Below are 22,927 nucleotides of genomic sequence, written 5' to 3'. Positions count from 1 at the left end.
TCTCATTTAATCCCTTTTTCGTCTCGCTCGAATAGGGATTGCAGCTCTGTCTTACCTTGCTCATTAATATCAATCATTTGCTGGAGGTTTAGGTTTTTAGTCGCGCTAATGTGCACTAATTTATCATCATGTTTCGCAAAAACTTCCACGGTACGAAGTGCTTTCTCCTCATCAAACCCATAAGCTTGTAACAGTTTTTCTGCAGCCTTTAAACCCGCAGGAAAGGCTTCCCGCACATAAGTATTCACACCTGCTCTTGCATAATTAATCACACTCATACGATTGCGTGCACGGGCGATAATTTTAATATCAGGGAAGTGATCACGCACCAAGTAGGCGATCTTAAGTGCCTCTTGCTCGTTATCTATTGCTATGAGTATAACCTTAACCTTGCTTATACCAGCCGTACGTAATAGATCCAGCCGACTAGCGTCTCCATAAAACACCTTACTGCCGAACTTTTTCAGAAACTCAATCTGCTCAGGATCTTTATCAAGCGCGATAAAAGGAATTTTGTTTGCCGTTAAGATACGTGCAGATACCTGACCAAAACGCCCGAGGCCCGCGATCAGAACTTTAGGCTCTTTCTCATCTGGCTCTGCATCATAAACCGCTGGGCAATTTTTACTGTTGAACCACACGCTATGCATTATGACCAGCGGAGATGTCAATGCCATTGAAATCCCTACAATTAGAGTTACTTGCTGAGAAATGAGTGTTTCAACAACACCCGTTACTTCCGCTTGTGACATCACTACAAAGGCAAATTCGCCACCTTGTGAGAGCATTAAACTTATTCTTACTGCATCAGTCGTGTTTTGCTTTGCCATTTTTAAAATGGTAAATATAACGCCGCCCTTGACCAATACAAGCACTGCACTCGCCCCCAGAATAAACAAAGGTTCTGAGACCAAAAGCGCTAGATTTAAGTTCATCCCAATCGCGATGAAAAACAACCCTAGAAATAGCCCTTTAAACGGTGCTATTTCCGTCTCAAGTTGATGTTTAAAGCTTGAGTTCGCCAGTAAAATACCCGCGACGAAGGCCCCCATCCCCATTGAAAGTCCAGCCTCCTGCATCCCCAGCGCAGTGGCGATAACAATTAATAAAGCCGATGCCGTCATCACCTCAGAATTGCCATACAATGAAATCAAGCTCAAGAAGGGGTTTATTAAGAAGCGCCCAACCACCAGCACCGCACACAAAGCCAATACACTTACCCACCAAGCTGGCCCAGTCGCTACATCACCTGAGGAAAGACTAGCAACAAGCAATAGTATCGGAATAACTGCCACATCTTGCATAAGCAGGATTGAAAAGCCCTGTTGACCAGGCGGCGTCTTTAATACTCCGTGCTCTTCCATTAGCTGTACAGCGAACGCAGTAGAAGAGAGTGCTACAGATAAACCAACCACCAATGAAGTGACGATTGATAAAGAAAGGATTGAAGAACACATTAGGGCGATAAAGGTTGCACTGAAAATAAGCTGTGAGCCGCCAGTTAGCATTATTTTTTTACGCATTTCCCAGAGCTGCTTGGGGTCGAGCTCTAAACCAATAATGAAAAGTAGGAAGACCACACCTAACTCAGCGACGTGCAAAATAGTCTGCGGATCGTTGACCCAATCCATGACAGATGGCCCAATTACAACGCCTGCAACAAGATACCCTAAAATAGCGCCTAATTTTAACTTTCTAAAAATAGGAACGGCCACCACTGCTGCCACCAAAAATACTACTGCCGAACCCATTAAACTCATCAATTTGCCCAGAAAATGTTATGCAGCCATGATCATATCAGAGCCTAAGCATTTAACACATCAGTTCAGCCGCGCTGGTAGTGTCCCCCCCAATACGTTTCTGCATGCTTTCTACCGGCACTGCTATACTTCACAGGTTAACAAGCGGTCAATAAACACTCTGGAGAAACCTATGTTTAGACATTACTACATAACTGATGATTTAGGAGATTTAGAACAAGTTGAAAGGGAACTAGTAGACAACGGCTTGACGGTACCTCAATTTCACGTACTTAGTGAAAATGACGCCGAGTTAGAAAAACACCATTTACATGCAATAGAATCCGTCTTAAAAAAAGACGTCGTTCACTCCACTCAGTTAGGCGCCGTTATTGGCATTATCGGCGCATTCCTCATTTTATTAGTGGCGTATTTATTTAATTGGCATATGACGGCTGTAGGCTGGATCCCGTTTGGTTTTTGTGCGGTGGTCGTTTTAGGGTTTTGTACATGGGAAGGTGGCTTGATAGGCATTCAAACACCTAATTACCAATTTAAGCGTTTCCAGCAACTCCTTGGGCAAGGCATGCATGTCTTTTTCGTTGATATCACCGCTGAGCAAGAATCCGTGTTACAACAGGTAACGAGTCAGCACCCCAGCTTGCGATACGCTGGTGCTGGCGAAGCCACACCAAGCTGGGTTGTTAACGGGCAACACAAGTTTAACCAAGCGATGAAAGCTATGCCGTAACAACACAAGTTGATTTTCGCTACTTCACAATACCTTAATGCCACAGCATGCCTTATCGCTGCGGCATTGTTACCGACAAGCCTTAAGCGACAGCGATACTAAACGTACAGTTAGCAAACGGCCCCAAAGTCATACCGTTGAACAATACTCGAATTCCACTCTCCATTGAAAAATGCTTACTGATGCCTTCTAATGACATACTCCCATTTAAAAAGGAATTTACAATATGTCTCCCTACCCTCGCTCTATACTTCTTTCGTTAGTGTTGCTTAGTTTAACAAATTCACTTTTTGCATCTGCGCAAACCCCACTGACGTCACAAAAAGCAACTCAACAAGCTGTCATTCAAACCGCTTTAGGGAATATTGAAATAGCACTATTTACGCAAAAAGCACCTGTTACTGTGGCTAATTTCATTGCATATATTCAACAATCAGCGTTCACGGGAGGCGAATTTTACCGCGTAGTGGGCCCTGATAACGACCAAGGCACACCACCAATATCGGTTATTCAAGGGCGCACTAACCCTCAGTTCGAGGACTTCCCGCCTATCGTGCTTGAAACCACTAAACTCAGCGGAATAAAACACAAAGACGGAACCTTATCGATGGCCAGAGGTGGGCCCAACACTGCTACTCAACAGTTTTTCATTTGTGTTGGGGAGCAGTCTTCTCTCGATTATGGCGGCGCTAGGAATCCTGATGGTCAAGGTTTTGCTGCATTTGGGAGAGTGACTGCAGGAATGGATATCGTCAAAAAAATTCAACGTAATCGACAGGCAAAAGTCGTTGAAGATCCCTACATTAAAAATCAGATCTTAGCCCAACCGATCAAAATAATAGCCATAACATTGGCTGAGTAACATCGCGAACGTGACGGCTAAGTTGACGATCAGCCCTTCTGTCACGTTCAGTTGGTGCGACCAAAAATTAAAAGGGTTGAGATAGGTGCCACATTCTAACTAAAGGCAGGTAATTGATCCCAAACACAATAACAACAGTAAGACTTTGACCCACTGATCAATGGCGTGTTGAATAACGTCTTCGTCACAACCAATAGGAAAATGTATGTTTGGCTTCTTAAAATCGTCTCCGTTAAAGAAAATGAAAAAACAATACGACCAGAAACTTGAACAAGCCATGTTAGCCCAGCGCAAAGGTGATATACGTAGCTATGCAATGTTGACCGCAGAAGCTGAGGCCCTGTGGAGCGAAATAGAGACGCTTGAAAAAAATAACAAGTAATTCGGGTCAAGCTACAACCCCTGCCGCCCTATATAGTTGTAAATGCACATCCACAAGTGCATCTATGTTTCGCTGGTATCCGCCCCCTATCACCGCGGCTACAGGGACACCGTATTTCTCACACGCTTCAAACACCATGCAATCGCGGGCGTACACACCGGGAGTCGAAACATGCAAATGCCCCAAATCATCGTTAATATGAATATCCACACCCGCATCATATATCACAGCATCGGGTTGAAACTCCGTAAACGCTTGGTTCAACGCGCGCTTCACTATCCCTAAATACTCGTCATCTGTCGCTCCCTTCGCCAAAGGAAAGTCTAAGTCAGAAGCTTGCTTACGATGGGGAAAGTTCTTTTCTGAGTGAATGGATACCGTGAAAACACGCTTATTATTGGAAGCGAGCTTGGCCGTACCATCCCCTTGATGCACATCACAGTCGAAGATCAGTACTTTTCTTATGGTGGGCGTTTGCAACATATTCAGCGCCGCTAAATACAAATCATTGAACAAGCAAAAGCCTGAACCAAAATTTGCGAACGCATGATGATACCCACCAGTTAAATTCAGGGCTTTACCGTGCTCAAGGGCAAGTGAGGAGGTTAAAACCGTCCCCCCTACTGCCGTAAGCGAACGCGCTATCAGCTGCTCAGACCAAGGGAAACCAATCCTACGCATGGCTTTAGGGTCCAGCATTCCTCGGGTAAGGTCATTCACATAGTCAGGACTGTAAACACGGTTTAACTGGCTAGGCGTGAGCGCGTGCGGCTGGTGAAATTGGCCTTGGGGGACACCTAAGCCGATAAGCTTATCGTAAATTGCTTGATACTTTTCAATGGGAAAGCGATGTTTAAATGGTAAATCTAGCTGACTGTAAATGGGGTGGAAAACTAAAGGTGTCGACAAAAGATGGCTCTCATTCATATACTTAGCTTCAGCCCGACATATAGACCAAAGCGTTATTTACCTTATTGTCTCGTCGGCTTTCCTTCGCTGCAAGGCATATTTATTTCCTAAGGAGTTATCTTGTTAGTTACCTTAACCCAGTCCCAAGCACGCGTTATCGGTGTATTACTTGAAAAAGAAGTCACCACACCTGAACAATATCCCCTTTCATTGAACAGTATCACCACCGCCTGTAACCAAAAAAGCAACCGCGAGCCTGTGATGGAGCTCACAGAGCTTGAAGTACAAAATACTTTGGATGAGTTACATGCCAAAAATATGATATTTGAGCAAAGCGGCAGTCGAGCCACACGCTATAAACATCGTTTTTGTAATACAGAATTCAGCGATTTACAGCTCACGCCACAACAGTTAGCCATTATTTGCGTGATGTTCTTACGCGGTCCGCAAACACCGGGTGAGCTGCGCACCCGTGCCCAGCGTATGGCTGGTTTTACTCATGTGGATGAAGTCGAAAAAGCCCTAAATGAATTAATGGATGTAAACGGCGAGCAGCTAGTGGTGCGCCTTGAACGAGAGCCAGGCAAGCGTGAATCACGCTACGCTCAGCAGTTTTACAGGGACACCAATGAAACCATTAGCTACGGACCTGCAACAGCGAGTAAAAGCAGTCAACCTAACGCCTCGAATACCACGGTCGATACCAACAGTCCCTCTCAAGAAGCACGCATCTGCGCCCTTGAAGATACCGTTACTGAGTTACGTGATGAACTGCAGCAGCTTAAGCAAACCTTAGATGAGTTAACCCGTTAAGAAGCCCGTTGGTATTGAGCATTAAATGTACGTTTTATTGTATCGATGGTAACTAGCGAGTTTTCGATGATGGAGCCCATAGCAATAACCGTGATTCAGACCATCGCGGTAGCTATGTTTTATGGTTTTTTGGCACCTTTTATAATGTCGTAAAGCTCAGGTCGGTGTTTGGCAATTTCTTCTTCTGTTAGGCCTTCTAACGAATGGGGGTATTTTAACCAGCTCTCAGTGGCGTGCAGATAGTAGTCGGGAACCATATCGGTTTTGTTACGCGTAGGTTTAAAGTAAGGCACAGCGACGCGAATATCACTAGGGGCGTTAAGACGTGTTTTTTCTTTGAGGTGATTGATAACCGCTTGAATCGTCAACCCCGTATCGAAAACGTCATCAACAATAAGCAATCGATCTTCTGCTCTGATGTGTTTAATGAGGTAGTTCATCCCATGAACGCGCACCTCTTTAGCCCTACCATCGATACCGCTATAGGACGATGTACGTATCGCAATGTGGTCGCTCTCAATACCGTGGTATTGCAGAATCTCTTGCACCGCTACGCCAATGGGCGTGCCACCGCGCCAAATAGCGATGATATAATTGGGTTTGAAACCATCGTTAAATACTTTGGCTCCGAGGCTAAAGGAGTCTATTAGCAGATCTTGCGCGCTGAGGTAGGTTTTTTCAGACATAATAGGCTTAATACAAACTTGGTAAAAAAGTGATTGAACGCGTATTGTACGCGATCTTCATAGAGCGTTGGTTAGTTTATTGACTTTTGACAGTCGGTAACACCGATGAACTGGCGTGGTGTTAGCCGCGATGTTAAGGACAAAGGTATGGAAAAAACATTTATTAGCGAAGATGCCCTGATCCAAGACTCATTTAGACTGGGGGTGGAGATATTTAATAGCGGCTATCGCCCCGACTTTGTGGTGGGTATTTGGCGTGGCGGCAGCACTGTGGGCATCTATGTGCAGGAATGCCTGCAGTATTTAGGCGTTGAGACTGATCATATTTCAATTCGTACTTCCTATCAGGGGCAACCAGGTTATCAACAGATGATTGATAGTGAACAAGGCATTAAAGTGCATGGTTTGCAGTACCTATTAGAGAACCTCAATCAAGATGATAAATTGCTGATTGTTGATGACGTATACAGCTCAGGCTTGAGCATTAAGGCCGTGCTTGACCAACTATCATCGCGAGCTAAGCGCAATATGCCTAAAGATTTCAAAGTAGCAGTGCCTTGGTTTAAGCCCGCCAACAATCGTACTGACAGGGTGCCTGACTATTATATTAATACCTCTGATAAATGGTTGATATTACCCTATGAACTGGTGGGGTTGACCCACCAGGAAATCATCGACAACAAGCCGGGTTTGAAAGCCGTTATGGATTCCATTGTCCCTACCCCATAGCGGACATAAATGGAGTCCAACATGCATTTCACACGCGGGGCTACTGGAGATGCGTCGCTCATTCAACGCTAGCGCGCGTCAAGAAACTCCGCTAAGCCCTGCTTTGATATTTTAACCGCTTCTAGCGGTTTTAAATCGTTAGGATATTCTTCTTGCTCAATCACAAGCCAGTGTGTTCCGCCAACGGTCATATTGGCGTCAATCAGATTCGGCCAGTTTATGGTGTCTTGACCAATTAACGGCAGCTTATCTTGAACATCGTCCGGTAGTTTGACCTTGTAATGAGTGGTAAAAGTGCGGCCAGGGTAGCGCTTAACATATTCGACAGGATCTTTCCCCGCATAGGTCGTCCAGCCCACATCTTGCTGCAAAATGACGTTTTTATGGGTGTTTTGCGCAATGTAATCCCAATAGGTACTTTGCTGGTAGTCATCAAACTCTTTTTCATGATTATGATAACCAATCTTTATGCCCTCTGGCGCTAGCTTATCAGACAACCGATTCAAATCTGCTACGACAGCGTTAACCTGCTGAGCATCAAACGCCCGAGCGTCGTAAGGTACTATCAAGCTATCACAGCCAATAGCTTGATAAAACGCCACTGTGTCAGCAAATTGCTGTTCGTCTAGTTTTTCAAACGGAATATGCGCGCCGCTGACTTTTAAACCCAGTCCATCAAGAAATGCTTTCAGTGCTTTCGGGTTTTGATCATATTTACCAAAGTCGCCTGCGAACTCAACACCATCAAAGCCCATGTCAGCCAATATAGTGAGGGTTCCTTCGAAATCACGCTTCACTTCATCTTTTACCGACCATAACTGCACACTCACTTGAGGTTCGATGGCTGAAGCTTTCTTTGCGCTTTTCTGTTTTTCAACTTGATCACAACCACTTAGCGTTATGGTGATAACGATGGCACTCATTATCAGAGCGACTCGTGATGTAAAGTTTGCTAATTTCATTTCTATTCCTTTCTATATTTTACATTTTGCATAATTTCTCACGTTGCGAAAAACTAAATGCGCCCTGGCCGCATTTCAGCGACAGCAGCCCCGACTAATGCACCTAACCCCAGAAGGAACGGGCGCATCTTTGGGCTCTCAATGGGCGTGCCTTTATCGTCTAATTGATTGGCGTCTTGTGACACCTCACCCACAACGCGTGTTGATAATTTATCCATAGAAAACGCTTTTACCTTCAAAATTGTGTTCAGCCGCTGTCAACTTATTTAACATCAAAATTTGTTAATCAAAGCGACGATTGCCCAGTTAGCCCGAGTCTTTCTCTTAGCTAAGTAGTTAATCCTGTGCATTAGTTCAAACCAATATTAGATAACCTCAGTAAAAGGGAAGCAAAGTTAACTAAGTGTAAATTATTGTAAGGCCATAAGTTAAGTCCAGATAACGTAAAATCGGATTAAACTAGGATTAAATCAGCGTTTGAAAAGAGACGTTGTTAATGTAAATCGCTATAACGCTAATAGTGAGTAGACTTTATGACTATACAGTGTGCGTTTATCTACCTATATTAAGCCTTCGGGAATATTTGACACGAGCAAGCCATTCACCATGACGACACACCACATAAGCAGTGAGCAAAGCGCACAATTTATTCAGCGCTGCAATATCAGTCAGCTGTTATCTATGTTTGATCTGCTACCGGACATTCTATTTTGGATAAAGGACACTCACAGTCGATTAATACACGCCAACCAATGCTTTTTGGAGCACGTGGGTATTCACACACTTGAACAAGCGCTTGGTCAGACCGATGCCGATTTTGCCCCAAGGCATATTGCCAAACAGTTTTTAAATGATGACCAGCGGGTGGTAAAAGGAGAAACGGTAACAGAACGTCTTGAAATGAATGTGCTTGAATCCGGTGAAGTGTGCTGGTTCACCACATCAAAACGCCCACTTTATGACGCTGACGGCACCATTATCGGCTCGTATGGGACGTCGCGCCATTTAGAGAAAACCTCAGTGGCGCTAAACAGCATGGACGCTCTCAAAACCCCTATGAGTCATATTCGCCAGCACTATATGCAAAACTTGTCTATGCAAGAGCTAGCATCTTTATCGCATCTGTCGATAAGCGCCCTTGAGAGACGGTTTAAAAAGTACTTGGGGCTCACCCCAAGGCACTACATTATTCAAGTCAGATTAGAAAATGCGAGGCGCTTATTAGTGGAAACCACCCTACCCATAAACGTGATTGCCGCAGAAGTAGGCTTTCAAGATGCCAGTTATTTCAGCCGTAAGTTTTACCAGCTATTTGAAACAAAACCGTCTGAATTTAGGCAAAGCTATCAGTAATTTTTGTGTACGAAACTGCATAAAGAGCGCGTAACAAGTATAAAAAAGCGCTATAGGTTGCCCTGTAGCGCTTTTTCTTTGTTTAGGTTTAGCTCGCTAGTCTGCATAACTAGCCCTTTTGGCTCTACAACAAAATACGTGACTTAATGGTGCCATCAATCAAGTTTAGCTGTTCTAACGCCTCATCTGCATCGTCAGTTTCAACATCAATCACCACATAACCAATGATGTCGTCGGTCTGCAGATACTGAGCTGCGATGTTGATATTCTTTTCTGCGAACGCTTGGTTAATCTGGGTTAATACACCCGGCGCATTCTTATGGATATGTAACAAACGTGAGCGGTCAGCATGAGAAGGCAAGGATACTTCAGGGAAGTTAACCGCTGACAAAGTCGAACCATTGTCGCTGTATTTCGCAAGCTTACCTGCCACTTCGATACCTATATTCTGCTGCGCTTCTTGTGTGCTGCCCCCCACATGAGGGGTCAAAATCACATTGTCGAATTTACGCAGGGGTGACTCGAATTCTTCTTTGTTTGACTTAGGCTCAACAGGGAAAACATCAATGGCCGCGCCACTTAGCTTACCCGCTTCAAGTACATCCACCAAAGCATCGATATCAATCACAGTACCACGTGCCGCGTTGATAAGAATAGCGCCTTGCTTCATCCACGATAACTCGGTCGCGCCAATCATGTTTTGAGTCTGTGCGGTTTCAGGTACATGCAAGCTCACGACATCAGAGGTGCTCATCAATTCTTTCATCGATTTGACTTGCGTCGAGTTACCCAACACCAATTTATCTTCGATATCAAAAAATTGCACGCGCATGCCCAAATGCTCAGCCAAAATACTCAGCTGAGTACCAATATGGCCGTAGCCAATAATGCCTAACGTTTTGCCACGGGCTTCAAACGAGCCATTTGCGCTCTTGTCCCACTCGCCGCGATGGGCTTTAGCGTTGCGCTGAGGCACACCGCGTAATAATAAAATCAGTTGACCTAGTACCAACTCAGCCACAGAACGCGTATTAGAGAATGGCGCGTTAAAAACAGGAATACCGCGCTTCTGGGTAGCTTTAAGATCGACTTGATTAGTACCAATACAGAAACAACCGACCGCAACTAATTTGTTCGCCGCTGCGATAACCGCCTCGGTTAGCTGAGTACGCGAGCGAATACCGATGAAATGCACATCTTTAATTTTTTCAATTAATTCGTCTTCAGGTAACGACGTTTTCAAGTACTCAATATTCTCATAACCATTTGCTTTCAGTGTATCCAAGCTGCTCTGGTGTAAACCTTCGAGAAGTAAAATTTTAATCTTGTCTTTTTGAAGCGAAACTTTGCTCATTGCGGTATCCAAGTTGATGAAGAATAAGAAGACATCTGGACGTCTATTTGCCAACGCAAAAGTAGCAGAAATCCGCCTTATAAGAAAGCAGATCTCTTAAAAACAATGATAAATAATGAACATAAGTCAGGCGTTATTTAACCAAGATAGATTTCACTACTTGCTCCAAGCGCGGATCATGTGGATCAGACAACCGAGTCGCCACCACCACTTGCCCTTTTGCATTAATGAAAAAGGTAGTTGGCGTACCTCGCACATAGAATTTATCCATGGCAACTTGGTCGCCATTGACTAACGTTTTGAACGTCATACCTCGTGCATTCAGCGCTTCTTGTGGCTTGGCGTCTTCATCTTCTCGCAAGCTAATAGCGATCATCTGTAGGCCCTGTTGTTGGTATTTCACATAGAGGCGCTCTAGCCCAGGCTGCAACTTTTTGCAGTACGGGCACCACGTCGCCCAGAAGTGAATAATCAGTGGTTTACCTGCAAAATCTGTTGAAGACACTTGATTACCGTCGGCATCTTGTAGGCTCCAGTTAGGTGCCATTTTGAGCGGCGCTGCTGACGCTGCACTTTTCTGCTCTGGCTCTGGCTTTGACTCTGGCTTTGGCTCAGTTGCATAGGTCAGTGGTGAGATAAACATCATGAGCAGTAAAACGCACAACACCGCGCTCACCCTTATAGTGCATGCGCTGTTGGTTTGTTTTAAGTCTTTTTGTAGGATCTGTTGTTGCTGGATATTCTTGAGTGGGGTACTCGTTTGCTGAGTGTTATTTGAGGTCAGAGATATAAGAGCGTGTTGCATTGGGCTTTCTCATTAACGTTGATGTAAACAAGAAAGCCAATCGGCCTTTAAACTTTCGTCACGCGATGATGTTTTATGCGTTTTCTTAACGCCGCGCACTTTCTCTACGCCTAGGTGCTCGGTACACACTAATAGAACTTAGGAGTAGGATTGCTCCACCCAACTCTCAAAGATTAGACAGGCAGATGCACTATCAATCTTCTGCTTATCGAGCTTTTTGAAACCGCCCATTTCAAACAAACGAGCTTTAGCATCGACGGTTGTCAGACGCTCGTCTACTGTTTCAACTGGGACTCTGTACTTCGCGCTTAATCGATTGCCAAACTTTTTCGCTGCAAACGTTACCTGTTGAAAGGTACCATCCATATTCAAGGGTAAGCCCACAAGCGCTAGGTCAGGTTGCCACTGCTCAAACACCTTAGCGACAACGTCCCAATTTGGTATCCCATCTACGGCTTTGATCGCATCTAGTGGCGAAGCCGTACCCGTCACCTCTTGGCCCACAGCAACGCCAATACTCTTTGTGCCAAAATCAAATGCGAGAACAGTACGCTGTCCAGTTTTTGCCATAGTTACACTCTAATGGGTAAATAAAGCGGCACACTCACACCGCTCTATGTTTGAAAGGTTGTCATTTTGGCCAGTACTGACCTAAGCATTACCTGCGGTGGGGGCTATCTGCCAAGTATCAATACCAAGCTTATGCACGGCCGCTTCCCATTTTTTATGGATAGGCGTGTCGAATAATAATTCAGTATCCGCTTCTACCATCAACCACGAGTTGGCACGAATTTCCTCTTCCAGTTGCCCAGCTGACCAACCTGCATAGCCCAGGGTGACAATTGACTTCTCAGGTGCTTCGCTGTTACCCAGTGACGACAAAATATCTTTTGAAGTGGTAACCATGATCTCTGACGTCAACGCTAAACTGGCACTCCAACCTGGTTGGGTGGTATGCAAAATAAAACCACGATCCTGACTCACTGGTCCGCCTGCTAAAACAATATTTTCGGCCTTTTCATCATCCACTATCGCTTCTTTATCAGTCTGGTTAATGAGCTCTTTCAAACTCATGCCTGCCGGCTGATTAATCACTAGGCCCATAGCGCCCTGCTCGTTGTGCTCACAGATGTAAGTCACCGAGCGGGAAAAATACGGATCTTCCATGCTAGGCATCGCAATCAGTAGATAGTTTTGAAAGCTATTCATTTTGTTATCACTCGTAGTGGGTAACATATTATTGGCTATCTCGGGCACTGAGACGCTTCTCTACGGCGTCAAACAACATGCCAATAATATCAACTGGGAAGGCCGCTTCAATTTCACGCACGCACGTTGGGCTGGTGACATTAATTTCCGTAATGCGGTCACCAATAACGTCTAAACCAACAAAAATTAGCCCTTTCTCTACCAACAAAGGTGCGATGGTATTAGCCAGCTTCAAATCACTTTCAGATAGAGGCTGCGCACGACCCGTGCCACCAGCCGCCAAGTTACCACGGGTTTCACCTTTCTGCGGTAAACGCGCTAAGGCATATGGCACAACTTGTCCGTCCACGATCAAAATGCGCTTGTCGCCATCTTTTATCTCAGGCAAATAACGTTGGAACATGGCGTACTGTGTACCCAAATGCGTCAACGTCTCAATAATAACGCCCAAGTTATTACCGTCAGGCTTAACACGAAAAATCGACGTACCACCCATGCCGTCAAGTGGCTTACAAATCATGTCTTGATGTTGTGCATGAAATTCGCGAATAAGCTTTGAACTGCGCGTTACCAAGGTATCGGGGATCAGTTCTGGGAACCAAGAGGTAAATAGCTTCTCATTAAAGTCGCGTAAACTTTGCGCTTTGTTCACCACCAACGTACCGGTTTGTTCCGCCAATTCGAACATCTGCGTGGCGTACAAGAACTCACCATCAAAAGGCGGATCTTTGCGCATTAAAATAACGTCAAGCTCACCTAAGCCGCGATTTTCTTCGTCTTGCAACTCAAACCAATTACTTGCATCTTCCTGCACCGTTAACCTGCGCATCTGCGCCATTGGTTTGCCGTTATTAAGGTACAAGTCACCCATTTCCATATAAAAAATTTCATAGCCACGGGCTTGTGCACCCAACAGCATCGCAAAGCTAGTGTCTTTCTTAATGTTGATCGATCCAATCGGATCCATCACTACGCCAAGTTTAATGGTCAAGGTCAGTCCTTAAAACGTTAGAAGGCAATCGAGAATAGGAGTTGCCATAGATTAAGCTAATTTTGAGGTAATTATCGTAATTTCAAGTACAAGATAAATAAACAGACAGGATTTTTAGATTTTAGCTTACACCGAATCAGCAATAAATTATCAGGACGTCAGAACATATAACTCGACACTCCCTAAGTCCCAATTGACTATGCCTGAAAAGGAAAGGAACTTATGCCGTTAATCATTGCGGTCTTAGTTCGTCGATACTGAACTTGTACTTACGGCCAACTTTCACCTGAATATCATTACCCAATTGTGCCACGTACTCTCCGTTTGAATTCGGAGTTAACGTCGTTAATTTTGCAATATTGATGATGGCTGAGCGGCTAACGCGAGGAAAATGCACGCTATCAAGCTCTTGTTCAAATTGCTTTAGGGTCTTGCGAATAATGTGGGTGTCACTGGTGGTATGTACACACATATAATCTCCCGCTGCTTCTATCCATACAATATCGTCTAACTTCACCCTGATCCAAACAGAGCCACTTTTAAGGGATATAACTTGCTGTAATTCGTTTAACTCGTGCGTGCTAGATAACTCGTTACTTACCTCTAAACTATGAATAAAACTGTCTATGGAATTACCGGTTTTACGACTCAGTAACCTTCCTAGTTTTTCATGCTGGCGCACGACTCGGGTAACATCACCAGCACGGGATAACTTTTCGATACACTCTTTCAATCGTTCGTCGGAAAATGGCTTAAGCAAGTAATCAGAAGCTTTAAAGTCGAAGGCGTTTACGGCAAATTCGCGAAAGGCAGTGACGAAAACAATCGTCGCTGGGTTTCCTTCTAAACGAAGTTGTTCCGCTAGTTCCAAACCTGTTTTACCGGGCATTTCGATATCTAGGAATATAACGTCAGGTTGCTTAACGCTAAGAGCATCGTATGCTTGGCTCGCATTGTTACAACACCCCAACACTGTGATGTTTTCATACTCAGCTAAACGCAGCGCTAGCCCTTCTCTTGCAAGAGGCTCATCGTCCACAACTAGGGCTGAAAAAACGCTCAAGCGCGCAGTTCCACAGGCAACACAATATTTACAGCGCAACCTGAATGCGGGCTTTTTTGAATAGAAAATTGATGATTCTCGGCATAAAGTACCTGCAAACGTTCCATTACGTTTTTCAAACCGACTCCGCCTCGTTGGCCTTCTTCGCGCAATTGCGCCGTTGATGAGGGGATACTATGTGAATTAGGACCGTTATCTGCAACCGTAAGATGTAACAAGTTGTTGTGGATTCTAGCATTGATTTCAATAATCCCTCCGGTTTCCATCTGCGCAATTGCATACTTAATCGCGTTCTCTACTAATGGCTGTAACAACAAGCCGGGTACCAGTAGATTATTAGTGGCCGCTTCAATATCAAAATGAACATTGAGCCTCTCAGCAAAGCGCTTTTTCTCAATATCCAAATAAAGCATCAAAGCTTTTATCTCGTCACGCAAACGGATTTTCTGCTCAGGGTCGTTATCCAGTGAAAAGCGTAAAAAGGTCGCTAAGCCGACTAGCATTTTATTCGCAGTACTTTTATCACCGCGCACTAACGAATCCCCTCATAATTATGAGCAGAAACAATAATATAGACACGCATAGCGCCATTTGATCTAATAAATTTCGCCAAAAACCAACTAGATAACAACACCATGCGTGATATTCATATCTTACACGATTTGCTTAAAAAACAATGTCCTAATCTACATGCCAAACGTCTTTCCTCTTTGATGGTTGCCACCCAATCTTTGCTAGATGGTCAGCAACTGTCGTTGACCCAATTAGGACGCAATATCTCAGGCTCCGTGGCCCCGAAACACAACATTAAACGCATCGACAGACTGCTTGGTAATAGCAACCTACATATTGAACGGCTCGACATCTATCGTTGGCACGCAAAGCTACTTTGCGGCGCTAACCCCATGCCGGTTGTTCTTGTGGATTGGTCTGATGTGCGTGAGCAGCTCAGGCATTTAACCTTACGTGCATCGGTCAGTGTTCAGGGGCGCTCTGTCACGCTTTATGAGCGCGTATTTTCATTCGGTGAATACAATTCACCTGTTAGTCATAATCCGTTTTTACGGGAGTTGGCGAGTATCCTGCCGTCGGGTTGTTGCCCGTTGATTGTGACCGATGCAGGCTATCGTAACCCTTGGTTTCGTGAAGTCGAAAAGCATGGATGGTTCTGGCTAGGCCGAGTGCGCGGTGATGTGGGATTTAAGCGTGATGGGCAAGCATCATGGCAAAGTAATAAGTCGTTTTATCCCAGTGCAAATTCTCGCGCCAAATACCTTGGGTGTGGTGAGTTGGGTCGCAAAAGCCCGCTTCATGCACACCTGCATTTGTACAAAGCAAAGGCCAAACATCGAAAGGATAAACGCTCTTCAAAGGCAGGGCGAAACCACACCGCCCAGCAAAGCTATCGTGCGGGTAGCAAAGAGCCTTGGCTACTCGCCACTAACCTTCCCGAGAACGATAAACTTAACTCAAAACAGCTGGTTTCCCTTTATGCAAGACGAATGCAAATAGAAGAAACTTTCCGTGATATTAAAAGCCCTCAATACGGCATGGGACTGCGTCACAGCAACAGTCGCTGTACCAAACGATTCGACATATTACTGCTGATAGCGATGCTCGCAGAATGGCTTTTACGGTTACTCGGTATCATTGCTCAAAAACAAAATTGGGAAAGAGCATTTCAAGCTAACACCATCCGTCATCGGCGCGTGTTATCTATCATTAGGCTAGGCAGAGAAGTCAGGAAAAGAGCAAAAGATTACAGGATGAACTCAGCCCAAATGACATGGGCTATCGCCCAATATATTACCCGGGTTCACAAAGAAGGAAGACCAATTCTATGAGGGGATCCCCCAGCACCGCGCAAAACCAACGTCGAAATAGCATTCAATGTATTAAATAAAAAATGCGGATTAATTTGATAGCGCAACATTTTAATTTGTGCCACATGAGACAAGCGGATAGCTTCTAAATGCAGCTGTTTTTCATGTAATAACTTGAAATGATAATTAATCCCAAAGTACAAACAACTCCATACCATAATCATAAGAAACGAATAGGTAACGGTTAAAAACAACTCCCCTACATGAAAACCTTCGGGCTGATTGCCTAAATACAAGTCGTACAAGGTTACGTGATCGAAAAAGTACATCAACAGCAGGTTTTTGATGGGAGTCCAAATTACGGCAATCAGCATGCAAACAGTAATAATCACTAACAATACTTGCAGTGGTGCACCCTTTGATAAATGCCCATAAATATAACGCAGCGGCCAAGTCAGGAGCCCACCAACTAATCCGGAAAACAACAGAGGCATTACGATTAAGTAGTTAGCATTCGCCGCATAAGGGTTAAATGCTGCATACTCAATGGTAAAAATCAGCACATAAAATGACCAGCCAAATAAGTGCAATGTCCAGAAACTAGGTTTTTCTTCACCTATTTCGCCAAAGGACTTGCGAAAACTCAAGATTCTTCTGCTGTATTAAACGATTGGCTATTCAGCATCGACGCCCAACGCAGAAAGTAATTGCGCCTTATATGATTGGCCGATTTTGACCTCATCGCCATTATCTAATTGAAGTAAAGAGAAACGACCTAATTCACTGTTCAGAGAATGGACATAATCTATATTAACGATAGCACTACGATGAACTCGGATAAACTGGGTAGGATCGAGTGTCTGCGCAAGTGCTGATAGGGTTTCCCGGTGCAAATGCATTTTCCCTTCGCAATATAATTCAACATAATTTGCCGAGCCCTTCACCCAAATAATATCTTGGGTATTAATGAACTTGACGCTGCCTACGGATCTAATAGGCAGTTGACGCCGAGTTTCGTATTTCGGTGTAATCGACTGGTGTTTTCTATGAATTTTCGCAATCACTTGCGCCAGGCGGCTATCTTGAAAGGGCTTCAATAAATAGTCGGTTGCCTCTAACTCAAATGCGGCTATAGCGTATTCGCTATGGGCAGTGGTAAACACCCAATGACACGAAACACTATTGTGCAGCTCTTTTGCTAGTTCAACTCCGCTGCCACCAATAATTTGAATATCCAAGAAGCAAATATCTGGTTGCTGTTCCAGTATCAGCTGTTTGGCATTTTTAAAGTTACTTGCTTCTGCTACGACCTCACAAAGCAGAGAGCGAGAAATATACTGCCCGATGCGCTCCCTCGCCAAAGCTTCGTCATCTATTACCACACATCGATACATCAAAGTCTCTCCATGCGCTGTTCGAAAATAAATGCGGAATATACAAGGTACATCAGGGATAAAAAACAGCGGTGAGACAAGGGACGGTAAAACAGGACAAAATGTAAAGATTAGGTAAATAAGCGTAAATAAACGTCAAAGAAAGAATAAAGAATAAACAAAGAAAAAGGACGATGCCAACGGCAACGTCCTCCGTCCAGGAAGCGATACATGTTCACTGAATGTATCGATCGGGTCACTACTCCGATGAACTAAGTATAAGGTATAGAATCGAACATTTAGTAAGCTTTGTGACCAATCTCGCATTTTTTGGGATAAACGTACTCAGTTACTATCAGAAACAACCAGAAACTTTTCGTCAATCCGAGTAATTACCCCTAACCGAAAAACAAAACCGGCAACCGAAGTTGCCGTTTGATTAATTTTGAATAATCCGTTTAATTAAAAGCGAGCTTCAAAACCTAGTTCAACATAACGCGGCGATTGCCATGTGTAAGCTGCACCGTAATAAGAATTAAATGAACCTTCCGCGCGATTATTTTCATAATGTTCATTTCGTGACGTCTCGGCTTGGCCATTTAACACATTGTACACGTTCAATGTGGCGCGCATATCTACATCACTAAAGGTAAAGTTGTAGTTTGCTGACAAATCTAGGTTAAATGTCCAAGGCGTACGTCCCCTAGTACCACGTGGGCTGAATTGATAGATTTTCTCATCCTGCCCGCATAACCCGTCTTCATTAGCGTCAGGACACTCATTGGTATAAAGGTAAAAAGTATCACCATAGCTACCATAAACTTTAGGATCATGAGAAGGATAGCCTTGACCAAAGGCACTTAACGGACGACCACTAGAAAGTGTAGAATTAAAGCCAACGGTTAAATCTTCCGTCACATCATATGAACCAAAGAATTTAAATACGTGACGTCGATCATTAGGCTGGTAACCATCTGAGCCATCCATTAGCGCTGGGAAATCGAAATCCTGTGTTACACCCGCATCGGCTTGGCCGATATCAGATTTAACCGCCCCCTCAAAGTTACCCACACTGCGGCTCCATGTATATATCAGAGACATACGCATGTTATCACCACGATAATTAACCTGTGGTTGCAATGCGGTATATTCGTTCACTGCATCAGGTAAACCAATTTCCTCCGCTGAATACGTTCTGCGGCTATCGGGATCGGTAACACTGTCAAAGTCATTATCTAATTGCCAAGTTGAAGACTTACCTGGGTTGAGCAAGGTACAGGTCGCTTGAGAAGCGAACGGCCCACAATAATCATCTAATGCTGTAGCGACTTCACGATAGATAGCGCGAACTGAGAACGAGAACTCATCGTTAATGGCTGTTTCATATCCCACGATATATTCGTCTTTACTGAAGGGTTCCGCTTCTTCCGCTTGGAATGTTTCTTTGGTGGCAGGGTTAGGTACAGAATTAACAATTTGCGAATCAGCAATCGTACCTGATACCGGCGTAGTACCAGTAGGAGCACCCGTTGCATCTGAGCCAGTGAAGGCATAATAAGTGGTTGTATCACTTAAGCCTGATGCAGCACGATAGTTAGTATTGTTGGCTACTGGTAAATAGTACGTACCGTACGTTCCGTATATTTTAGAGTCGCCCTCTCCAGTAGGATCCCAGCTGAAACCTAAGCGCGGAGCAATATCGGTTTTAAACGATGAGAAAACCTTGCCAGTTACGCCTGAGTTTTCAAACTCATCGCGACGAAGTCCTAATGACAACATCAAATCATCTGTCACTTGCCATTCATCTTCCACGTACCAGGCACTCAAATCAGTACTGAAACCACCACCACCTGTGAATATACGATCAGCGACAACATCAAATAAAGCACCGGTAGTATTAGTGAATAATGGACCATCGTTATTGTTTATTACAGCGTTCGGTTCAATCGAAGAATACGTCCAGCTGTGTCCAGTGATCGGCGAAGAAGTATGAAAAGTTTCACGCTCTTGTTTATCGTAGCCCACTCGTACTAAATGATCTTCGAACGCATACTCAATATCAATTCGCGTTTGCTTGTTTTTATCTTGATTGGTACCCGTGTTTCCACCGGCCCCACAGCTGCTTATCTTCTGATTGGTAGGAACGCTTCTGGTGTCTAGCACAGTGGGACAATCTAAATTACTTGGTGTATTGGTGTAATCCGTTTCGATTTCGCCGTACATAGCGGAGACAGTTAACTCGTCAGTAAAGTTACCCGTGTAGCTGATACTTTTGAGGTCGCCACCACGCTCTCTGATAGTGCTTTGTGTGGCCTCGCCAATTTCCCCCGTCTGTGAATCGAATTTATAAGAGGTAGACTCTGTGTCGCTCTTATTTGAATAGCCGAACAAGCTAATTTTATGATCATCGTTGATAAACCAATCGACCTTTGCTCCCCAGAACATATTGTCTGAGCCGCTTGATTCGCGTTTAATGAAAATGTTATCAGGTGCGTATTGCGAGTTACCACTAGATTGTGAAGCAAAGTTATTTTCAACGTCACGGGGGTTAACTAAGGCATAGAAAAACAAGGTGTCTTCTATCAATGCACCTGATGCTGATAAAGTGAATTCACTTTTGCTGTAGTCGTCTTGAGTTTGGTTGCGGAAAACTTCTTGACCACCCGCTCCACCGGCCGAGTATGAAATCTGACCATCTTCACGAAGCGATTTAGGAGTGAACAAAGCAGTGGCAGCAAATTCCCATTCGTTTGAACCACTTTTAGTCACCGCATTTAATACGCCGCCCGTTGTTCTGCCGAATTGAGCTGAGTACCCACCTGTTTTAACTTGGAATTCTTTATAGAATTCAAAGGGAACCGTACCACAGCCTAAACCTTGGCTCGTATTGGTTACTTCCATTCCATTAATATAACAAGAGTTTTCAGCAACTGAAGCGCCACCAAAGGAAGCCGTTCCACCTGAATTTGGCGAGCTAAAACTTGAATCGCCCATGACAGTGCCAGGAGCAAGTAAAGCAACGGCAGTAATGTTTCGAGAAACCGGCATTCTGTCCAACTCGACTTCATCAATAACTAATCCTGAGTCAGTAGAGCTTAAATCGATTGCTGAAATTCTTGCCCCGGTGACTTCAATGCGCTCGGTACCATCGTTATCGATAAAATCAAATGCTAAAGAGGTGTTTGAGCCCAAGCTAATACGCGTTTTTTGCTCCGCAACAACAGCGTCACCTTTCTTAACGGTGATGTCGTATACGCCAGTAGGTAATTTAGCGAAACGGAAACTTCCTTCGTCGCTCACCGAGATAACGCGCTCTAATCCAGTGGCCGGGTCTTTCGCGATAACGGTGTATGCTGAATAATCGTTTGCGTTAATTGAACCCGAGATATTTGCTGTTGTGTTATCCGCTAATGCAGGTAATGCAAAACCAAGTGACGCCGCTACCGCAAGAGCAGTAATACTTCGTCTAAATGATACTTGTTTCATGTGTGACTCCCTGAATTGAATTTTAATTGTTATTAATCGGTAAATTGCATACGCAATAACCCGATATTTCGAAATTAACAAAAAGTTCAACTAGGAAACTAAATGAGGGATGAAACTGACACTTGATGGTGTGAAAGCAACGTAACACAGCGGTATGATTAGAGCGTAGACACCAGCTACTTGTAGAATTTATCGTTCGCGGATGGGAAATTAACGTTACTGGCTGCGCTAACGTATCGTTAACACATCCAGTAAACAGGCTTCAATACTCATAATTTTGCCAACAACTCCTGGTAATCCACATTTAATCTGCTCGCCATTAAGGCGCCGGTTTTATTCGCGTTATTCAGCGCTGCAAACGTCACTGGATCGTGTCCATTGCAAACAAGCCCTTTGGCCAAGTGTCGTGCGTTAACGCCCGTGCGCTTCATCGCAACATGCAACCTAATGCGACTATCACTTTTAATGGCTTCACACACTCTCACTAGCTTTTTTTCCATAACCGGATCCATATACTCTGCGCTAACTGAAGTCGCGCATAAAGCACTTAGCCCAACAACACCCGCAATCATTACATTTTTCATGACATTCCTCTTTTATATTAGTTTTTTATCAATAAACCGAAATTTTAAAAAGCCACACAATCGGCTGGTTCAGCTAATAAGTAGATGATGAATGTGACATGGTTGTTTAAATATTGCTTAAGCGCGGTAAAATGAGATAAAGCGATTAAGTAAGGATTGTTCGGGTTCAACCGTCTTACAGTTAACAGCGTTCAACTGAATACATATTTATCTTGTTACGTGTCAGAATTTAGCTAGTATGAAAAACATACATGGATGTAGATATTTTTAGGGATGAAACATGACAATCTGCCAGCAACATCAACAAAGAAGCTATGCTCAAATTCGTGAAAAAATGCAACCTGGCGACATCATCGCCTTTGGCGGCAATAGTCTTTTTTCCAAATGGGCAAAGCTCACTACCCGTTCTGTGGTCACCCACGTTGCAGTTGTTATCAAAACTCAGGTTTTGGACGAAGGTAGTGGCCGGTATTTCAACCAAGCCATCGAAGCTACCAGTTATAACGGCAAATGCGGCGTCATGCTTACTCGATTGAGTGAGCGTGTTGCCACCTACGATGGCGACATGTGGTGGCTTCCTTTAGGTGATAAGGCTCGTGCCAATCTAGAGAACAACAAAAATGCTTTCTTCGACTTTTTATTTCAACAAAATCATAAACCCTACGACATCTGGCAACTATTTGGCTCTACTGTTGATGCAACAGATTCCATTCCCCTGCTTAAAGAAATGAGTTTAAACTCAGAAGACTTTTCCAGCTGGTTTTGTTCAGAGTTGGTAGCCGAAGCCATGGAAAGAGGAAAAATCATCGGTAGTGTTAATGCATCCGAGGTCACCCCAATTGATGTTTGTCGCTTTAATGTATTCGACGAGCAGTACGTACAATTCAGAGGGGAATCGAAAACAATTACCGGCTACAACTCTCTGCCGTTCGATACATGGCAGTAGCAGATTGAACAGGTTGAACGTGAAGATGTGCTAAGCGAGTTGAATGCGTAAGAACAACGCGAATGCCCAAACATAAACACTTTATGCTTGGACTTGGGCCTTAAAAA

Annotated in this window: 24 protein-coding genes; 8 read left to right on the top strand and 16 right to left on the bottom strand. The window is 44.2% G+C overall.

What is annotated here, in order from left to right; all coding sequences use genetic code 11:
- Positions 1 to 2: 2 nt before the first annotated feature.
- Positions 3 to 1,760 (bottom strand): monovalent cation:proton antiporter-2 (CPA2) family protein, encoded by a 1,758-nt coding sequence (locus tag AC0L6N_RS03765; RefSeq protein ID WP_011574026.1) that lies wholly within the window; start codon positions 1,758 to 1,760, stop codon positions 3 to 5.
- Positions 1,761 to 1,932: 172 nt separating this feature from the next.
- On the opposite strand from AC0L6N_RS03765, the gene AC0L6N_RS03760 reads away from it, so the two are divergent.
- The 3 genes from AC0L6N_RS03760 to AC0L6N_RS03750 all read left to right on the top strand — a co-directional run bounded on the left by AC0L6N_RS03760 (position 1,933) and on the right by AC0L6N_RS03750 (position 3,734).
- On the top strand, positions 1,933 to 2,490 hold the full coding sequence (locus tag AC0L6N_RS03760) for a hypothetical protein (RefSeq protein ID WP_011574025.1): 558 nt from the start codon (positions 1,933 to 1,935) through the stop codon (positions 2,488 to 2,490).
- Between the two features lie 226 nt (positions 2,491 to 2,716).
- A complete protein-coding gene (locus AC0L6N_RS03755) occupies positions 2,717 to 3,352 on the top strand; it encodes a peptidylprolyl isomerase (protein ID WP_473478975.1) in 636 nt (211 codons plus the stop codon).
- A gap of 205 nt (positions 3,353 to 3,557) precedes the next feature.
- On the top strand, positions 3,558 to 3,734 hold the full coding sequence (locus AC0L6N_RS03750) for a DUF6435 family protein (RefSeq protein ID WP_473478974.1): 177 nt from the start codon (positions 3,558 to 3,560) through the stop codon (positions 3,732 to 3,734).
- 6 nt (positions 3,735 to 3,740) lie between these two features.
- On the opposite strand, the gene AC0L6N_RS03745 is transcribed toward AC0L6N_RS03750, so the two are convergent.
- Entirely contained in the window at positions 3,741 to 4,661 is a 921-nt protein-coding gene (locus tag AC0L6N_RS03745) for a histone deacetylase family protein (RefSeq protein ID WP_473478973.1), read from the bottom strand.
- Positions 4,662 to 4,763: 102 nt separating this feature from the next.
- Here AC0L6N_RS03745 and AC0L6N_RS03740 point away from each other — a divergent pair, with 102 nt between their 5' ends.
- The gene (locus AC0L6N_RS03740; protein ID WP_473478972.1) at positions 4,764 to 5,456 is read left to right on the top strand and encodes a YceH family protein; all 693 of its coding nucleotides are present in this window, start codon (positions 4,764 to 4,766) and stop codon (positions 5,454 to 5,456) included.
- Between the two features lie 119 nt (positions 5,457 to 5,575).
- On the opposite strand, the gene AC0L6N_RS03735 is transcribed toward AC0L6N_RS03740, so the two are convergent.
- Complete coding sequence (locus AC0L6N_RS03735; RefSeq protein WP_473478971.1) at positions 5,576 to 6,142, bottom strand: phosphoribosyltransferase; 567 nt, start codon at positions 6,140 to 6,142, stop codon at positions 5,576 to 5,578.
- A 147-nt stretch (positions 6,143 to 6,289) separates the two neighbouring features.
- Here AC0L6N_RS03735 and AC0L6N_RS03730 point away from each other — a divergent pair, with 147 nt between their 5' ends.
- Positions 6,290 to 6,871, top strand: coding sequence for a phosphoribosyltransferase (locus AC0L6N_RS03730; protein ID WP_473478970.1), 582 nt, complete (start codon positions 6,290 to 6,292; stop codon positions 6,869 to 6,871).
- A 68-nt stretch (positions 6,872 to 6,939) separates the two neighbouring features.
- Here AC0L6N_RS03730 and AC0L6N_RS03725 read toward each other — a convergent pair whose 3' ends face one another.
- Both AC0L6N_RS03725 and AC0L6N_RS03720 read right to left on the bottom strand, forming a co-directional pair.
- Positions 6,940 to 7,833, bottom strand: a complete 894-nt coding sequence (locus AC0L6N_RS03725; protein ID WP_473478969.1) for a sugar phosphate isomerase/epimerase family protein — start codon at positions 7,831 to 7,833, stop codon at positions 6,940 to 6,942.
- Between the two features lie 53 nt (positions 7,834 to 7,886).
- Entirely contained in the window at positions 7,887 to 8,051 is a 165-nt protein-coding gene (locus AC0L6N_RS03720) for a hypothetical protein (protein WP_473478967.1), read from the bottom strand.
- Positions 8,052 to 8,439: 388 nt separating this feature from the next.
- Here AC0L6N_RS03720 and AC0L6N_RS03715 point away from each other — a divergent pair, with 388 nt between their 5' ends.
- On the top strand, positions 8,440 to 9,186 hold the full coding sequence (locus AC0L6N_RS03715) for an AraC family transcriptional regulator (RefSeq protein ID WP_011574017.1): 747 nt from the start codon (positions 8,440 to 8,442) through the stop codon (positions 9,184 to 9,186).
- Between the two features lie 124 nt (positions 9,187 to 9,310).
- Here the strand turns inward: AC0L6N_RS03715 and serA are convergent, their stop codons facing one another.
- The 7 genes from serA to AC0L6N_RS03680 all read right to left on the bottom strand — a co-directional run bounded on the left by serA (position 9,311) and on the right by AC0L6N_RS03680 (position 15,141).
- Positions 9,311 to 10,540: a phosphoglycerate dehydrogenase gene (gene serA / locus AC0L6N_RS03710; RefSeq protein WP_473478965.1), complete on the bottom strand. Its 1,230-nt coding sequence runs from the start codon at positions 10,538 to 10,540 to the stop codon at positions 9,311 to 9,313.
- 133 nt (positions 10,541 to 10,673) lie between these two features.
- Positions 10,674 to 11,345, bottom strand: coding sequence for a TlpA family protein disulfide reductase (locus AC0L6N_RS03705; RefSeq protein ID WP_473478963.1), 672 nt, complete (start codon positions 11,343 to 11,345; stop codon positions 10,674 to 10,676).
- A 138-nt stretch (positions 11,346 to 11,483) separates the two neighbouring features.
- A complete protein-coding gene (gene ruvX / locus AC0L6N_RS03700; RefSeq protein WP_011574014.1) occupies positions 11,484 to 11,915 on the bottom strand; it encodes a Holliday junction resolvase RuvX in 432 nt (143 codons plus the stop codon).
- Between the two features lie 81 nt (positions 11,916 to 11,996).
- Positions 11,997 to 12,554, bottom strand: a complete 558-nt coding sequence (locus AC0L6N_RS03695) for a YqgE/AlgH family protein (RefSeq protein ID WP_033186426.1) — start codon at positions 12,552 to 12,554, stop codon at positions 11,997 to 11,999.
- 28 nt (positions 12,555 to 12,582) lie between these two features.
- Positions 12,583 to 13,545 (bottom strand): glutathione synthase, encoded by a 963-nt coding sequence (gene gshB / locus AC0L6N_RS03690; protein ID WP_473478961.1) that lies wholly within the window; start codon positions 13,543 to 13,545, stop codon positions 12,583 to 12,585.
- A 232-nt stretch (positions 13,546 to 13,777) separates the two neighbouring features.
- Positions 13,778 to 14,608 carry a LytR/AlgR family response regulator transcription factor gene (locus AC0L6N_RS03685; RefSeq protein ID WP_473478960.1) on the bottom strand — a complete coding sequence of 277 codons (831 nt, stop codon included), beginning with the start codon at positions 14,606 to 14,608 and terminating at the stop codon, positions 13,778 to 13,780.
- Complete coding sequence (locus AC0L6N_RS03680; protein ID WP_473478958.1) at positions 14,605 to 15,141, bottom strand: sensor histidine kinase; 537 nt, start codon at positions 15,139 to 15,141, stop codon at positions 14,605 to 14,607. The genes AC0L6N_RS03685 and AC0L6N_RS03680 overlap by 4 nt, the downstream gene beginning before the upstream one ends.
- Positions 15,142 to 15,243: 102 nt before the next feature.
- Here AC0L6N_RS03680 and AC0L6N_RS03675 point away from each other — a divergent pair, with 102 nt between their 5' ends.
- Positions 15,244 to 16,452, top strand: coding sequence for an IS4-like element ISPat1 family transposase (locus AC0L6N_RS03675; protein WP_473478955.1), 1,209 nt, complete (start codon positions 15,244 to 15,246; stop codon positions 16,450 to 16,452).
- On the opposite strand, the gene AC0L6N_RS03670 is transcribed toward AC0L6N_RS03675, so the two are convergent.
- The 4 genes from AC0L6N_RS03670 to AC0L6N_RS03655 all read right to left on the bottom strand — a co-directional run bounded on the left by AC0L6N_RS03670 (position 16,425) and on the right by AC0L6N_RS03655 (position 21,874).
- Complete coding sequence (locus tag AC0L6N_RS03670) at positions 16,425 to 17,078, bottom strand: histidine kinase (protein WP_473478952.1); 654 nt, start codon at positions 17,076 to 17,078, stop codon at positions 16,425 to 16,427. The two genes, AC0L6N_RS03675 and AC0L6N_RS03670, sit on opposite strands and share 28 nt — an antisense overlap.
- 27 nt (positions 17,079 to 17,105) lie before the next feature.
- On the bottom strand, positions 17,106 to 17,825 hold the full coding sequence (locus AC0L6N_RS03665; RefSeq protein ID WP_473481243.1) for a LytR/AlgR family response regulator transcription factor: 720 nt from the start codon (positions 17,823 to 17,825) through the stop codon (positions 17,106 to 17,108).
- A gap of 441 nt (positions 17,826 to 18,266) precedes the next feature.
- On the bottom strand, positions 18,267 to 21,290 hold the full coding sequence (locus AC0L6N_RS03660; RefSeq protein ID WP_473478950.1) for a TonB-dependent receptor: 3,024 nt from the start codon (positions 21,288 to 21,290) through the stop codon (positions 18,267 to 18,269).
- A gap of 269 nt (positions 21,291 to 21,559) precedes the next feature.
- Entirely contained in the window at positions 21,560 to 21,874 is a 315-nt protein-coding gene (locus AC0L6N_RS03655; RefSeq protein WP_011574007.1) for a DUF3718 domain-containing protein, read from the bottom strand.
- Positions 21,875 to 22,154: 280 nt separating this feature from the next.
- Here AC0L6N_RS03655 and AC0L6N_RS03650 point away from each other — a divergent pair, with 280 nt between their 5' ends.
- Positions 22,155 to 22,820 carry a hypothetical protein gene (locus AC0L6N_RS03650; protein WP_473478947.1) on the top strand — a complete coding sequence of 222 codons (666 nt, stop codon included), beginning with the start codon at positions 22,155 to 22,157 and terminating at the stop codon, positions 22,818 to 22,820.
- The last annotated feature ends 107 nt before the right edge of the window (positions 22,821 to 22,927 follow it).

The organism is Paraglaciecola sp. G1-13, assembly GCF_055809255.1.
The sequence above is the reverse complement of the archived record's forward strand: the minus strand, read 5'-3'. Positions and strand labels throughout refer to the sequence as shown.